Below are 13,721 nucleotides of genomic sequence, written 5' to 3'. Positions count from 1 at the left end.
GCGCCCTCGCGGCGCGTTCGGGCGCCGCCGCCGGCAGGCCGCATCCGATACGGGGCTTAGGGATAGTCGCGATGTGGAATCGCGCCACCCCGGTACAATCGACCGAACAACGAGACGAGAAAGCAACAGGACATGGAAGAGGACGACATCGTCGCCGGATGGGCCGAGCGCATCCGCGCCGCCAGTGCCGACGGCCGGCCGCTGCGGATTCGCGGCGGCGGCACCAAGGACTGGTACGGCCAGGCGCTCGAGGGCGAAATACTCGACACGCGTGCGTTTCAGGGCATCGTGTCGTACGACCCGGCCGAACTCGTCGTCACGGTCCGCGCGGGCACGCCGCTCGCGCAACTGGAAACCGTCCTCGCCGAGTGCGGCCAGATGCTGCCGTTCGAGCCGCCGCACTTCGGCCGCACGGCCACCGTCGGCGGCTGCGTCGCGGCCGGCCTCGCGGGCCCGCGCCGCGCCACCTGCGGCGCCCCGCGCGATTTCGTGCTCGGCACCACGCTGATGAACGGCCGCGGCGAAATGCTGCGCTTCGGCGGGCAGGTCGTGAAGAACGTCGCCGGCTACGACGTGTCGCGCCTGATGGCCGGCGCGCTCGGCACGCTCGGGCTGATGCTCGACCTGTCGATCAAGGTGCTGCCGATGCCCGTCGCCGAGGTCACGCTGAAGTTCGAGATGACCGCGACCGACGCGGTGCGCAAGCTCAACGAATGGGGCGGCCATCCGCTGCCGGTCAGCGCGAGCGCGTGGCGCAACGGCACGCTCGTGCTGCGCCTGTCGGGCGCGGAAGCCGCCGTGAAATCCGCGAAGACGCTGCTCGGCGGCGAAGTCGTCGACGCGGTCGAGGCCGAACGCTTCTGGTCCGGCCTGCGCGAGCATACCGACCCGTTCTTCAACGGCATCCCGCCCGGCTATGCGCTGTGGCGCCTGTCGCTACCGTCGATCACCGAACCGATGCACCTGCCCGGCACCCAGTTGATGGAATGGGGCGGCGCGCAGCGCTGGTGGATCACCGACGCCGACGCGCAAACCGTGCGCATGAGCGCGAAACAGGCCGGCGGCCATGCGACGCTGTTCCGCGCGGGCGACACCTACGACCGCAGCGCGGGCGTGTTCACGCCGCTGCCCGCGCCGATGATGAAAATCCACCGCGGGCTGAAGAGCGCGTTCGATCCCGCGCGCATCTTCAATCGCGGCCGGCTTTACCCTGAGCTCTGAGGGCTGGATGCAAACGAATCTCGCCGATTTCATCCGCAATACGCCCGACGGCGACGAGGCCGACGCGATCCTGCGCAAGTGCGTGCACTGCGGGTTCTGCACCGCGACCTGCCCGACCTATCAACTGCTCGGCGACGAACTCGACGGCCCGCGCGGCCGCATCTACCTGATCAAGCAGATGGTCGAAGGCGCCCCCGTCACGCGCAGCACGCAACAGCATCTCGACCGCTGCCTCACGTGCCGCAGTTGCGAGACGACCTGCCCGTCCGGCGTCCAGTACGGCCGGCTCGTCGAGATCGGGCGCAAGCACGTCGAGGCGCAGGTGGAGCGCCCCGCCCAGCAGCGGCTGATGCGCCGCGTGCTCGCGAGCGTCGTGCCGAACGCGGCGCTGTTCTCGCCGATGATGCGGCTCGGCCAGCACGTGCGGCCGCTGCTGCCGAAGCGGCTGCGCGACAAGGTGCCGCCGCGCACCCGGCTGCTCGAATGGCCGCACCGCACGCATCCGCGCAAGATGCTGATGCTCGGCGGTTGCGTGCAGCCGTCGATGCTGCCGAACATCAACATCGCGACCGCGCGCGTGCTCGACGCGCTCGGCATCGAGACGGTCGTCGCGCCCGACGCGGGCTGCTGCGGCGCGATCCGCCTGCACCTGAACTATCACGACGAAGCGCTCGACGACGCGCGCCGCAACATCGACGCGTGGTGGCCCCACGTCGAACAGGGCGTCGAGGCGATCGTGATGAACGCGTCGGGCTGCGGCGCGACGGTGCTCGAATACGCGCACCTGCTGCGCGACGATCCGGCCTACGCGGAGAAGGCGCAGCGCATCGTGTCGCTGACGCGCGACGTCTCCGACGTGCTGCTCGCGTTCGAGGCCGAACTCGCGACGATCGCGCGGCGCCGCGCGATCCATACGGTCGCCTATCACCCGCCGTGCACGCTGCAGCACGGCCAGCAGTCGCGCGGCAAGGTCGAGCGCCTGCTGGAGACGCTCGGCATCGACGTGCGGCTGCCGGCCGACAGCCACCTGTGCTGCGGCTCGGCCGGCACCTACTCGCTGACGCAGCCGTCGCTGTCGTACCGGTTGCGCAAGCAGAAGCTGCTGAAGCTGCAGGCGCTCGAGCCGCAGATGATCGTGTCCGGCAACATCGGCTGCATCGCGCACCTGCAGAGCGGCACGCAGGTGCCGGTCGCCCACTGGGTCCAGCTCGTCGAGCATTTGCTGTACGGCTAGGCGCGTTCCCGCGTAACGGCCGGGAGCGCGGCGTCCGTATAATGAGCGGATCGATGCGCCGCGTGTCGCGGCGCATCGGCTTCATGCCCGCTTCCGTGCTGCTTCCGTGCCTGCTCTCGTGCCCGTCATGTCCGATCTCGCCGCCCGCCTCGCCTCCGTTCACCGCCGCATCGCCGACGCCGCCCGCGCGGCCGGCCGCGATCCCGCCACCGTCTCGCTGCTCGCCGTGTCGAAGACGTTCCCGGCCGACGACGTGCGCGCTGCGCATGCGGCCGGGCAGCATGCGTTCGGCGAGAACTACGTGCAGGAGTCGATCGACAAGATCGACGCGCTCGCCGACCTGCGCGCGAGCCTCGAATGGCATTTCATCGGGCCGCTGCAATCGAACAAGACGCGCCCCGTCGCCGAACGCTTCGACTGGGTCCATTCGGTCGACCGGCTGAAGATCGCGCAGCGCCTGTCGGAACAGCGCCCCGCGCACCTGCCGCCGCTCAACGTGTGCGTGCAGGTGAACATCAGCGGCGAGGCGTCGAAGAGCGGCGTCGCGCCGGCCGACGTGGCCGAGGTCGCGCGGGCGGTCGCCGCGCTGCCGTCGCTGCGGCTGCGCGGCCTGATGGCGATTCCCGAACCGGCCGACGACACCGACGCGCAACGCGCGCCACATCGCGCACTGCGCGCGTTGTTCGACACGTTGCGCGCCGACGGCCTGCCGCTCGACACGCTGTCGATGGGCATGTCCGCCGATCTCGACGCGGCCGTCCTCGAAGGCGCGACGATCGTGCGCGTCGGCACCGCGATCTTCGGCGCGCGCGATTACGCGCACTGAACGCCGCGCCCTTTTCCGCCTTTTCGTTCACTCACTCGCTCATTCCCGACATCATGAAAATCGCATTCATCGGCGGCGGCAACATGGCCGCGGCCCTGATCGGCGGCCTGATCAAGCGCGGCGTCGCCGCGGACGGCCTGTATGCCATCGACGTCAACGAAGACGTCCGCGCGCGCGCCGCGCAGCAGTTCGGCATCCGCACCGGCGCGGCCGTCGACGCGACGCTCGCCGACTACGACGCGATCGTGCTCGCGGTGAAGCCGCAGGTGCTGCACGACGTCGCGCAGGCGCTCGCGCCGCACCTGAAGTCGCAACTCGTGATCAGCATCGCGGCCGGCATCCGCGGCACGGATCTGGCCCGCTGGCTCGGCGGCTACGCGCGCGTCGTGCGCACGATGCCGAACACGCCCGCGCTGGTCGGCATGGGCGTGACGGGCCTGGCCGCGCTGCCGGGCGTCGATGCGGCGGGCCGCGAACTCGCGTCGAGTGTGCTCGGCGCGGTCGGCGAGATCGTGTGGTTCGACGACGAAGCGCAACTCGACGCGGTCACCGCGATTTCGGGCAGCGGCCCCGCGTACGTGTTCTATTTCATCGAAGCGCTGCAGGAAGCCGCGCGCCGCCTCGGCATGAACGACGAGCAGGGCCGCGCGCTCGCGGTCGCGACGTTCACCGGCGCCGCGCAACTCGCCGCGCAGTCGGGCGAACCGGCGAGCGTGCTGCGCGAACGCGTGACGTCCAAGGGCGGCACGACGGCCGCCGCGCTCGCGGCGTTCGACGCGCAGGGCGTGAAGGAAGCGATCGTGCGCGGCGCCCTCGCGGCCGAAGCGCGCGCGAAGGAAATGGGCGACGAACTCGGCCGCGCGTAAGCGCGACGGCGGCGCCGGTCGTGCCGGCGCGAGACGTAAAAAAGCGACCGTCAGGTCGCTTTTTCGTTGGCGCCGCGCGCAAGCATGCGCGGTGTGCCGTTCAGTTGCCCGCCAGCAGGTAATGCGCGGCGATGCCCGCGAACAGCACGCCGCCCAGCCAGTTGTTGTGGCGAAACGCCGCGAAGCACGGCATCCGTTCGCGATCCTTGATCAGCGTGTAGTGATAGAGCGCGCAGCCGACCGCCGCCGCCCAGCCCACCCAGTACGCGAGGCCGAAGCCGAGCGTCACGCCGATCCACACGTAGATGCCGAGCGTCGCCGCGTAGCACGCCATCACGGCCGCGACGTCGAAACGGCCGAACGTCAGCGCGGACGTGCGGATGCCGATCTTGATGTCGTCGTCGCGATCGACCATCGCATATTCGGTGTCGTACGCGACCGACCAGAAGATGTTCGCGACCAGCATCACCCACGCCAGCATCGGCACCGTGTCCTGCACGGCCGCGAACGCCATCGGGATGCCGAAGCCGAACGCGATGCCCAGATACGCCTGCGGAATCGCGAAGAAGCGCTTCATGAACGGGTAGGAGCCGGCGACGAACAGCGCGACGACGGACAATTCCTTGGTCAGCGTATTGAGCGGCAGGATCAGCAGGAACGCGATGAACGACAGCCCCACCGCGATCGCGACGGCTTCCCATGCGCGGATCTTGCCCGACGTCAGCGGCCGGTCGGCCGTGCGCTTCACGTGGCGGTCGAAATCGCGGTCGGCGTAGTCGTTCATCGCGCAGCCGGCCGAGCGCATCAGCAGCGTGCCGAGCGTGAAAATCACGAGCAGCGGCCAGCGCGGGCGGCCGTCCGACGCGATCCACAGCGCGTTGAGCGTCGGCCACAGCAGCAGCAGGCTGCCGATCGGCTTGTCCATCCGGACGAGCCGCAGATACAGGGGAAAGCGGGCAAGCATGGCGAAGCACCGGGAAGAGAATCCCGGCATTTTAGAGCCGAGCGGTGCTTCGCGTCATGTCGGCGCGACCCTCAGCCGGCGGCCGCGGCGGGCCGGCGGGCCGCCGCAGCCCGCTGCGCACGGCCGGCAGCGGCGTGCATCAATCAGGGGCCAGATTCAAAGCCCACCCGGAGCGGTCCGCCTTCCGGTCCCCGGCCGCACCGGGCTTACGCGAGCAGCGACCGCAGCATCCATGCGGTCTTTTCATGCGTCTGCAGCCGCTGCGTGAGCAGGTCGGCGGTCGGCTCGTCGCTCGCCGCGTCGGCGATCGGGAAGATTTCGCGCGCGGTGCGCACCACGGTCTCGTGCCCTTCGACGAGCTGGCGGATCATCTCCTCGGCGGCCGGCACGCCCTTCGCTTCCGGCACCGACGACAGTTTCGCGAACTCGCCGAACGTGCCGGGCGCGACGACGCCCAGCGTGCGAATGCGCTCGGCGACGGAATCGACCGCGAGCCACAGTTCGTTGTACTGCTCCTCGAACATCAGGTGCAGCGTGTTGAACATCGGTCCGGTCACGTTCCAGTGGAAATTGTGGGTCTTCAGGTACAGCGAAAAGGTATCGGCGAGCAGGCGCGACAGGCCGTCCGCGATGTTCTTGCGGTCCTTGTCGCTGATGCCGATGTTGATCTGCGTGGCGTTGCCTTTCTTGGCCATCTTCGGGACTCCTCATTCGAAATGTTGAACCGGCGAAAATGCGTCGAGCAATCCGCATGCCGCGTCGCGCGGCATCCGTTCGCGACTCGCCAGTCTAGCGTCGCGAACCCATCGTCGCACTACGCGAGCGCGTGCAGCGTCTGCGAGACCAGCTCCACCGCCCCGCCGACGACGATCGCGAAGCCGACGACGTAGCGCGCCAGCTCGCCCGGCGATCGCAGAATGGGCGACGCTGCGGCACGCATGTCGAGCATCATTTGCGTCATGGTCGTCACTCCTTTGACAAGACATCGTTCAGAGAAGAAACGGCCGGTCGCTGGACCGGCCGTTTCACGTTACTGCATCACCGCATCAGGATGCGGCCAGGTTCATGCGAGGTCGAAGCGGTCGAGGTTCATCACCTTGCTCCAGGCGGCGACGAAGTCGCGCACGAACTTCTCCTGCGCATCCGCGCTGCCGTACACCTCGGCCAGCGCGCGCAGTTGCGAGTGCGAGCCGAAGATCAGGTCGACGCGCGTGCCGGTCCACTTGATTGCGCCCGTCGCGCGATCACGCCCTTCGAACACGTCGCTCGCGGCCGACACCGGCTTCCACTCCGTACCCATGTCGAGCAGGTTCGCGAAGAAGTCGTTCGACAGCGTGCCCGGACGATCGGTGAACACCCCGTGCTTCGAGTCGCCGACGTTCGCGCCGAGCACGCGCAAGCCGCCGACCAGCACGGTCATCTCCGGCGCCGTCAACGTCAGCAGTTGGGCCTTGTCGACCAGCAGCGCCTCGGCCGGCGTCTTGTAAGCGCTCTTCAGGTAGTTGCGGAACCCGTCGGCCACCGGCTCGAGCACGGCCATCGCGTCGACGTCGGTTTCTTCCTGCGACGCATCCATCCGGCCCGGCGCGAACGGCACCGAGATCGAGATGCCCGCGTTCTTCGCCGCCTGCTCGACGCCGGCCGCACCGGCCAGCACGATCAGGTCGGCCAGCGACACCTTCTTGCCGTCCGTCTGCGCATCGTTGAACGCCTTCTGCACGCCTTCGAGCGTTTCGAGCACCGCCGCCAGCGCCGCCGGCTGGTTCACTTCCCAGTCCTTCTGCGGCGCGAGGCGGATGCGCGCACCGTTCGCGCCGCCGCGCTTGTCCGAGCCGCGGAACGTGGCCGCCGACGCCCATGCGGTCGACACGAGCTGCGACACCGACAGGCCCGTGGCCAGCACCTTCGCCTTCAGCGCGGCGACGTCGGCGGCGTCGATCAGCGGGTGATCGACGGCCGGAATCGGGTCCTGCCACAGCAGGTGTTCCGCCGGCACTTCCGGGCCGAGATAGCGGGCGCGGGGGCCCATGTCGCGGTGCGTGAGCTTGAACCACGCGCGAGCGAACGCGTCGGCGAATTCGGCCGGATTCTCGTAGAAGCGGCGCGAGATCTTTTCGTAGGCCGGGTCGAAGCGCAGCGACAGGTCGGTCGTCAGCATCGTCGGACGATGCTTCTTCGACGCGTCGTACGCATCGGGAATCACTTCGCCGGCGTCCTTCGCGACCCACTGGTGCGCGCCGGCCGGGCTCTTCGTGAGCTCCCACTCGTAGCTGAACAGGTGCTTGAAGAAGTCGTTGCTCCACTTCGTCGGCGTCGAGGTCCACGTGACTTCGAGGCCGCTCGTGATCGTGTCCTTGCCCTTGCCCGTGCCGAACGTGCTCTTCCAGCCGAGCCCCTGCTCCTCGAGGCCCGCGGCTTCCGGCTCGGGGCCGACGTTCGAGGCCGGGCCGGCGCCGTGCGTCTTGCCGAACGTGTGGCCGCCCGCGATCAGCGCGACCGTTTCCTCGTCGTTCATCGCCATCCGCGCGAACGTCTCGCGGATGTCGTGCGCGGCAGCGACCGGGTCGGGGTTGCCGTCCGGGCCTTCCGGGTTCACGTAGATCAGGCCCATCTGCACCGCGGCGAGCGGGCTTTCGAGCTCGCGCTTGCCCGTGTAGCGGCTGTTCGGGCCGCCGCTCAGTTCCAGCCAGATCTTTTCCGAGCCCCAGTAGACGTCGTCCGGTTCCCACGTGTCGGCGCGGCCGCCGGCATAGCCGAACGTCTTGAAGCCCATCGATTCGAGCGCGACGTTGCCGGTCAGGATCAGCAGGTCGGCCCACGAGATGTTGCGGCCGTACTTCTGCTTGATCGGCCACAGCAGGCGACGCGCCTTGTCGAGGCTGACGTTGTCCGGCCAGCTGTTGAGCGGCGCGAAGCGCTGCTGCCCGCCGCCCGCGCCGCCGCGGCCGTCGGCCGTGCGGTACGTGCCGGCGCTATGCCATGCCATGCGCACGAACAGGCCGCCGTAGTGGCCGAAGTCGGCCGGCCACCAGTCCTGCGACGTCGTCATCAGCGCGTGCAGGTCCTGCTTCACCGCGGCGAGATCCAGCTTCTTGAACGCCTCGGCGTAGTCGAAATCCGGGTCCATCGGATCGGACAGCGCCGAATGCCGATGCAGGACGTTGAGGTTCAGCTGATTCGGCCACCAGTCCTTGTTCGTCGTGCCGCTGCCTGCGGTGTGGTTGAACGGGCACTTCGTTTCGTTCGACATGCTTTTTCTCCTTGTCTTGCTCGTAGGCCCCCACGTGCCGGGCGCGGTTCGTGGAGCATTGCGGGGGGATGAAACGGAACAGGCGGTTCCTCCGGTCGTACTACGGAACGTCGTGCGCGGCCTGCGACCCGCGTTCCCGCTGCGACGCGCCGCAGGGGCACTCGGGGAAGCGGCTGCCGGCGGTCGTCGTGCCGGCGAGGCGGGTGGTTCTGCGTGCATCGGACATGCAATGCTCCCTCATGGCTCGACGACAGTTAATCGGGGGAACACACGACCGGTGCGACGGCACTCATCCGCCATACACACGGTCCGCCAGGTACGCGAACGCAATCGGACGCAGGCTGCGAACCGCCGCCCTGGCGCGATGTACGACCATGTCACGCGACGGGACGTTCCGCTGCGCGTGCTGCAATACCGACCGCATCATGACATCCTCCTTTGACGCTTGCATTCATCGTGCATCCCGCACCGACCGCACGTCGACTTGACGCCGATCCATGTAGAGGATTCTATCAATATCTATCAATTATTTGAATTTGATAAATTTCATCTATGCGATAGGAAAAAATAAACGGGGTCACAAGACCCCGTTCATCACGCTTCCACATGTACATGCGCAGCTGCGTCAGTGTCAGTTCATCGTGGCCGGCATGTCGAGCTTCGCGACGCCCGGCAGCTCGCACGCGGCAATCGCGTCGCTGATCGCGTCGATCGCGGGCATCCGCGTGAAGCTCTTGCGCCATACGAGCACCACGCGACGATCGGGCACCGGATCGTTGAACGGCACGTACGACAGCAGCTCGGCATCCGGGCCGTTCGCGCGCGGACCGACCTCGGCGACCGACATCCGCGGCAGCACGGTGATGCCGACGCCGCTCGCGACCATGTGGCGAATGGTTTCGAGCGACGAGCCCTCGAAGGTCTTCTGGATGCCGTCGGCCGTCTGCGAGAAGCGCATCAGTTCCGGACACACGCCCAGCACGTGATCGCGGAAGCAGTGGCCGTTGCCGAGCAGCAGCATGGTTTCCTGCTTCAGGTCCTCGGCGTCGATTTCGTCGCGCTTCTCCCACGGATGGCCGGCCGGCAGCGCGACGACGAACGGCTCGTCGTACAACGGCCGCACCATCAGGCCGGTTTCGGGGAACGGCAGCGCCATGATCGCGGCGTCGATCTCGCCCTGCTTCAGCAGTTCGAGCAGCTTCAGCGTGTAGTTCTCCTGCAGCATCAGCGGCATCTGCGGAACACGCTGGATCATCTGCTTGACGAGCGTCGGCAGCAGGTACGGCCCGATCGTGTAGATCACGCCGAGGCGGAACGGGCCGACGAGCGGGTCCTTGCCCTGCTTCGCGATCTCCTTGATCGCGAAGGTCTGCTCGAGTACGCGCTGCGCCTGGGTCACGATCTGGTCGCCGATCGGCGTCACGCTCACTTCGCTCGCGCCGCGCTCGAAAATCTGCACGTTGAGCTCGTCTTCGAGCTTCTTGATCGCCACCGACAGCGTCGGCTGGCTCACGAAGCATGCTTCGGCCGCGCGGCCGAAATGCCGCTCGCGCGCAACCGCGACGATGTATTTCAATTCAGTCAGCGTCATTGTGGGTCAATCAGAGATATACAGGCGATAGGTTTAATTTATACACCTGTTGGCCCCGGTTCGCCAAGTTTCTCTGCATCGCGATGCGTCGACTGGCGGCTTTCGATCCGGCCCCGAGCCGGTCGATCAGGCCTTTAGATACTGTTCGCGCGCACCGAGCCAGCGCGCGAGATGCTGCGTGACGACCTCGGGGTACGCGGCAATCAGCCGCGCCGCAGCCTCGCGGGCCGGGTCGATTAGCCAGCCGTCGGTCTCGAGGTTCGCAAAGCGCAGCATCGCCGCGCCCGACTGGCGCGCGCCGAGGAATTCGCCGGGCCCCCGGATTTCGAGGTCGCGCCGCGCGATCTCGAAGCCGTCGGTCGTCTCGCGCATCGTCTTCAGCCGCTCGCGGCCGGTGAGCGACAGCGGCCCGGTGTACAGCAGGACGCACACCGACGCCGCGGTGCCGCGCCCGACCCGGCCGCGCAACTGGTGCAGCTGCGCGAGGCCGAAGCGCTCCGCGTGCTCGATCACCATCAGCGACGCGTTCGGCACGTCGACGCCGACCTCGATCACCGTCGTCGCGACCAGCAGCTGCACTTCGTTGCGCGTGAACGCCTCCATCACGGCCGCCTTGTCGGCCGGCGACAGCCGGCCATGCACGAGCCCGACCTTCAGTTCGGGCAGCGCCGCGGCGAGCGTCTCGTAGGTTTCGACGGCCGTCTGCAGCTGCAGCGTCTCGCTCTCCTCGATCAGCGGGCACACCCAGTACACCTGGCGCCCGGTCAGCGCGGCTTCGCGCACGCGGGCGATCACCTCTTCGCGCCGCGCGTCGCCCACCAGCCGCGTCAGCACCGGCGTGCGGCCCGGCGGCAACTCGTCGATCGTCGACACCTCGAGATCGGCGTAATACGTCATCGCGAGCGTGCGCGGGATCGGCGTGGCCGACATCATCAGCTGGTGCGGCTGAAAGTCGCGTGCGCCGTTGGCGGCGTTCGCGGCCTTCGCGCGCAGCGCGAGACGCTGCTCGACGCCGAAGCGGTGCTGCTCGTCGACGATCACGAGGCCGAGCCGCGCGAATTCGACCGTGTCCTGGATGATCGCGTGCGTGCCGATCACGAGCTGCGCGGTGCCGAGCGCGGCCGCCTCGATCGCCGCGCGTTTCTCCTTCGCCTTCAGGCTGCCCGCGAGCCACGCGACCGTGACGCCGAGCGGCTCGAGCCACGCGCGCAGCTTGCGCGCGTGCTGTTCCGCGAGGATTTCGGTGGGCGCCATCAGCGCGGCCTGGTAGCCGGCGTCGATCGCCTGCGTGGCGGCCAGCGCCGCGACGACCGTCTTGCCGCTGCCGACGTCGCCCTGCAGCAGCCGCTGCATCGGGTGCGCGAGCGTGAGGTCGTGCGCGATCTCGTCGACGACGCGCGCCTGCGCGCCCGTCAGCGTGAACGGCAGCGCCGCGTACAGGCGCGTGGTCAGCGCGTCGGCATCGCTCGCGGTGCGGCGCGGCATCGCGGGCGCGGCGCGCGTGCGGCGCTCTTCGTGCGCGCGCTTCAGCGACAACTGCTGCGCGAGCAGTTCCTCGAACTTGATGCGCGTCCACGCCGGATGCGAGCCGTCCATCAGCGCGGCTTCGTCGGAATCGACGCGCGGGTGATGCAGGATACGCACCGCCTGCTCGAGCGTCGGCACGTTGAGCGGCTTCAGGTAATCGCGCTGGATCTCGGGCGGCAGCAGTTCGGGCAGCGGCGTGCGCTCGACCGCGTTCTCGATCGCCTTGCGCAGATACGCCTGCGACACGCCGGCCGTGCTCGGGTAGACAGGCGTGAGCACCTGCGGCAGCGGCGCATCGGCTTCGACGACGCGCACGGCCGGATGCACCATCTCCATCCCGAAAAAGCCGCCGCGCACGTCGCCGCGCACGCGCAGCCGCTGGCCGACGGCCATCTGCTTGACCTGCGACCCGTAGAAGTTCAGGAAGCGCAGCACGAGCTGCTCGCCGTCGTCGTCCCGGATCTTCACGACGAGCTGGCGACGCGGCCGGTACGCGACCTCGTTGTCGAACACGACGCCTTCGGTCTGCGCGATGCCGCCCGGCAGCAACTCGCCGATCGGCGTGAGCGTGGTCTCGTCCTCGTAGCGCATCGGCAGATGCAGCACGAGATCGATCGAACGCGTGAGGCCGAGCTTCGCGAGCTTGTCGGCGGTTTTCACGGGCTTGTCGGCGGCCGGCTTCTTCTTGCGCTTCGTGCCGGATGCGCCGGCCGCATCCGCTTCGTCGCCGCCCGCGCCCGGTTCGGCGTCGGGCGCGGCCGCCGTGGGCTGCGCGAGCCGGCCGTCGGCGCCGCGCTTCGGGGCGGCGCGACGGGCGCCGGGGCCCGATGCGGACGGCGCGGGCGACGCGGCATCGTCCGCGTCGAACGGATCGGCGGAATCGGCAACGGCAGCGGGGGAACGGCGTGGTGACACAGGCATCGGATCGTCTGGGTGCTTCGCAAGGCAAGTACAATAGCGGCTTTCACGTCGTCCGAACGAACGACGCCGGCCAGGCCGCGCATCCCGTCATCATAGCGGCTCGCGCGCGCCGACTACGCGTTTCCGCCCTGCCGGCGACGCCCGCCGGCCGCTTCGAACCAGCCCGCATGTTCACGCTTTCAGATTTCGATTTCAATCTGCCGCCCGAGCTGATTGCCCAAACCGCGCTGCCCGATCGCACCGCGAGCCGTCTGCTCGAGGTCGACGGCAGCGTCGCGCCCGCGCGCCTCGTCGACCGCCATTTCGCCGAGCTGCCGTCGTGCATCGCGCCGGGCGACCTGCTCGTGTTCAACGATACCAAGGTGCTGAAGGCGCGTTTCTTCGGCCAGAAGGCCAGCGGCGGCAAGGTCGAGGTGCTGATCGAGCGCGTGACCGGCACGCACACGGCGCTCGCGCAGATCCGCGCGAGCAAGTCGCCGGGCGCCGGCACGACGCTGCGCCTCGCCGACGCGTTCGACGTGACGGTCGGCGAGCGCGTCGAGCCGTTCTTCACGCTGCACTTCCCCGCGCCGTGCCTCGACCTGATCGAGCAGCATGGCCGGCTGCCGCTGCCGCCGTATATCGAGCACGACGCCGATGCGACCGACGAGACGCGCTACCAGACCGTCTATGCGAGCAACCCGGGCGCGGTCGCCGCGCCCACGGCCGGGCTTCATTTCGACCAGCCGCTGCTGGAGAAGCTCGACGCGATGGGCGTCGAGCGCGCGACGCTCACGCTGCACGTCGGCGCCGGCACGTTCCAGCCGGTGCGCGTCGAGAACATCGCCGAGCACAAGATGCACAGCGAGTGGTACGACCTGCCGCAGTCGCTGGTCGACAAGATCGCCGCGACCCGCGCGCGCGGCGGCAACGTGATCGCGGTCGGCACGACGTCGATGCGCGCGCTCGAAGCCGCGGCGCGCAGCGCCGACGAGGCCGGGCGCCCGCTCGCGGCGACGCAGGCCGAGACCGACATCTTCATCACGCCCGGCTACCGTTTCCGCGTGGTCGACCGGCTCGTGACGAACTTCCACCTGCCGAAGTCGACGCTGCTGATGCTGGTGTCCGCGTTCGCGGGCGTCGAGACGATCCGCGCCGCGTACCGGCACGCGATCGAAGAACGCTACCGCTTCTTCAGCTACGGCGACGCGATGCTGCTCACGCGGCGCGACACGCCGGAGGCGTCGGGCGCGTAAGCGCAGTCGACGGCATCGGCTCGATGCGCACGATGGCCGGCGCGTCGCACTGCCGCCGTGCCGTTTTTTTTACGTTGTGCGCGCTA

Annotated in this window: 11 protein-coding genes; 5 read left to right on the top strand and 6 right to left on the bottom strand. The window is 68.7% G+C overall.

Annotation, left to right across the window (positions count from 1 at the left end; translation table 11 throughout):
* Positions 1-132: 132 nt before the first annotated feature.
* The 4 genes from glcE (at position 133) to proC (ending at position 4,147) form a co-directional block, all read left to right on the top strand.
* Positions 133-1,221 carry a glycolate oxidase subunit GlcE gene (glcE, locus tag SY91_RS05820; RefSeq protein WP_023477000.1) on the top strand — a complete coding sequence of 363 codons (1,089 nt, stop codon included), beginning with the start codon at positions 133-135 and terminating at the stop codon, positions 1,219-1,221.
* 7 nt (positions 1,222-1,228) lie between these two features.
* Positions 1,229-2,455, top strand: a complete 1,227-nt coding sequence (glcF, locus tag SY91_RS05815; RefSeq protein WP_006476859.1) for a glycolate oxidase subunit GlcF — start codon at positions 1,229-1,231, stop codon at positions 2,453-2,455.
* A 127-nt stretch (positions 2,456-2,582) separates the two neighbouring features.
* Entirely contained in the window at positions 2,583-3,281 is a 699-nt protein-coding gene (locus SY91_RS05810) for a YggS family pyridoxal phosphate-dependent enzyme (protein ID WP_012327932.1), read from the top strand.
* 53 nt (positions 3,282-3,334) lie between these two features.
* Complete coding sequence (gene proC, locus SY91_RS05805) at positions 3,335-4,147, top strand: pyrroline-5-carboxylate reductase (RefSeq protein WP_023476999.1); 813 nt, start codon at positions 3,335-3,337, stop codon at positions 4,145-4,147.
* A gap of 100 nt (positions 4,148-4,247) precedes the next feature.
* Here proC and ubiA read toward each other — a convergent pair whose 3' ends face one another.
* From ubiA to recG, 6 genes are all read right to left on the bottom strand, one after another.
* A complete protein-coding gene (gene ubiA, locus SY91_RS05800; protein WP_011544625.1) occupies positions 4,248-5,111 on the bottom strand; it encodes a 4-hydroxybenzoate octaprenyltransferase in 864 nt (287 codons plus the stop codon).
* Between the two features lie 206 nt (positions 5,112-5,317).
* Positions 5,318-5,806 (bottom strand): non-specific DNA-binding protein DpsA, encoded by a 489-nt coding sequence (gene dpsA, locus SY91_RS05795; RefSeq protein WP_006476862.1) that lies wholly within the window; start codon positions 5,804-5,806, stop codon positions 5,318-5,320.
* A 119-nt stretch (positions 5,807-5,925) separates the two neighbouring features.
* The gene (locus tag SY91_RS05790; RefSeq protein WP_023476998.1) at positions 5,926-6,072 is read right to left on the bottom strand and encodes a hypothetical protein; all 147 of its coding nucleotides are present in this window, start codon (positions 6,070-6,072) and stop codon (positions 5,926-5,928) included.
* A gap of 102 nt (positions 6,073-6,174) precedes the next feature.
* Positions 6,175-8,361: a catalase/peroxidase HPI gene (gene katG / locus SY91_RS05785; RefSeq protein ID WP_023476997.1), complete on the bottom strand. Its 2,187-nt coding sequence runs from the start codon at positions 8,359-8,361 to the stop codon at positions 6,175-6,177.
* A 631-nt stretch (positions 8,362-8,992) separates the two neighbouring features.
* Complete coding sequence (locus tag SY91_RS05780) at positions 8,993-9,952, bottom strand: LysR substrate-binding domain-containing protein (protein ID WP_023476994.1); 960 nt, start codon at positions 9,950-9,952, stop codon at positions 8,993-8,995.
* 126 nt (positions 9,953-10,078) lie between these two features.
* Positions 10,079-12,400 (bottom strand): ATP-dependent DNA helicase RecG, encoded by a 2,322-nt coding sequence (gene recG, locus SY91_RS05775; RefSeq protein WP_185921107.1) that lies wholly within the window; start codon positions 12,398-12,400, stop codon positions 10,079-10,081.
* A 167-nt stretch (positions 12,401-12,567) separates the two neighbouring features.
* Here recG and queA point away from each other — a divergent pair, with 167 nt between their 5' ends.
* Positions 12,568-13,635 carry a tRNA preQ1(34) S-adenosylmethionine ribosyltransferase-isomerase QueA gene (gene queA, locus SY91_RS05770; protein ID WP_124476117.1) on the top strand — a complete coding sequence of 356 codons (1,068 nt, stop codon included), beginning with the start codon at positions 12,568-12,570 and terminating at the stop codon, positions 13,633-13,635.
* The last annotated feature ends 86 nt before the right edge of the window (positions 13,636-13,721 follow it).

It is taken from the genome of Burkholderia cenocepacia, from assembly GCF_014211915.1.
GTDB lineage: Bacteria > Pseudomonadota > Gammaproteobacteria > Burkholderiales > Burkholderiaceae > Burkholderia > Burkholderia orbicola.
The sequence above is the reverse complement of the archived record's forward strand: the minus strand, read 5'-3'. Positions and strand labels throughout refer to the sequence as shown.

What these genes read in the sequence shown, in the direction of transcription:
- SY91_RS05810 (WP_012327932.1), top strand. Translation starts at nt 2,583, where the DNA reads ATGTCCGATCTCGCCGCCCGCCTCGCCTCCGTTCACCGCCGCATCGCC.
- SY91_RS05790 (WP_023476998.1), bottom strand. Translation starts at nt 6,072, where the DNA reads ATGACGCAAATGATGCTCGACATGCGTGCCGCAGCGTCGCCCATTCTG.
- queA (WP_124476117.1), top strand. Translation starts at nt 12,568, where the DNA reads ATGTTCACGCTTTCAGATTTCGATTTCAATCTGCCGCCCGAGCTGATT.
- glcE (WP_023477000.1), top strand. Translation starts at nt 133, where the DNA reads ATGGAAGAGGACGACATCGTCGCCGGATGGGCCGAGCGCATCCGCGCC.
- ubiA (WP_011544625.1), bottom strand. Translation starts at nt 5,111, where the DNA reads ATGCTTGCCCGCTTTCCCCTGTATCTGCGGCTCGTCCGGATGGACAAG.
- recG (WP_185921107.1), bottom strand. Translation starts at nt 12,400, where the DNA reads ATGCCTGTGTCACCACGCCGTTCCCCCGCTGCCGTTGCCGATTCCGCC.
- katG (WP_023476997.1), bottom strand. Translation starts at nt 8,361, where the DNA reads ATGTCGAACGAAACGAAGTGCCCGTTCAACCACACCGCAGGCAGCGGC.
- SY91_RS05780 (WP_023476994.1), bottom strand. Translation starts at nt 9,952, where the DNA reads ATGACGCTGACTGAATTGAAATACATCGTCGCGGTTGCGCGCGAGCGG.
- dpsA (WP_006476862.1), bottom strand. Translation starts at nt 5,806, where the DNA reads ATGGCCAAGAAAGGCAACGCCACGCAGATCAACATCGGCATCAGCGAC.
- proC (WP_023476999.1), top strand. Translation starts at nt 3,335, where the DNA reads ATGAAAATCGCATTCATCGGCGGCGGCAACATGGCCGCGGCCCTGATC.
- glcF (WP_006476859.1), top strand. Translation starts at nt 1,229, where the DNA reads ATGCAAACGAATCTCGCCGATTTCATCCGCAATACGCCCGACGGCGAC.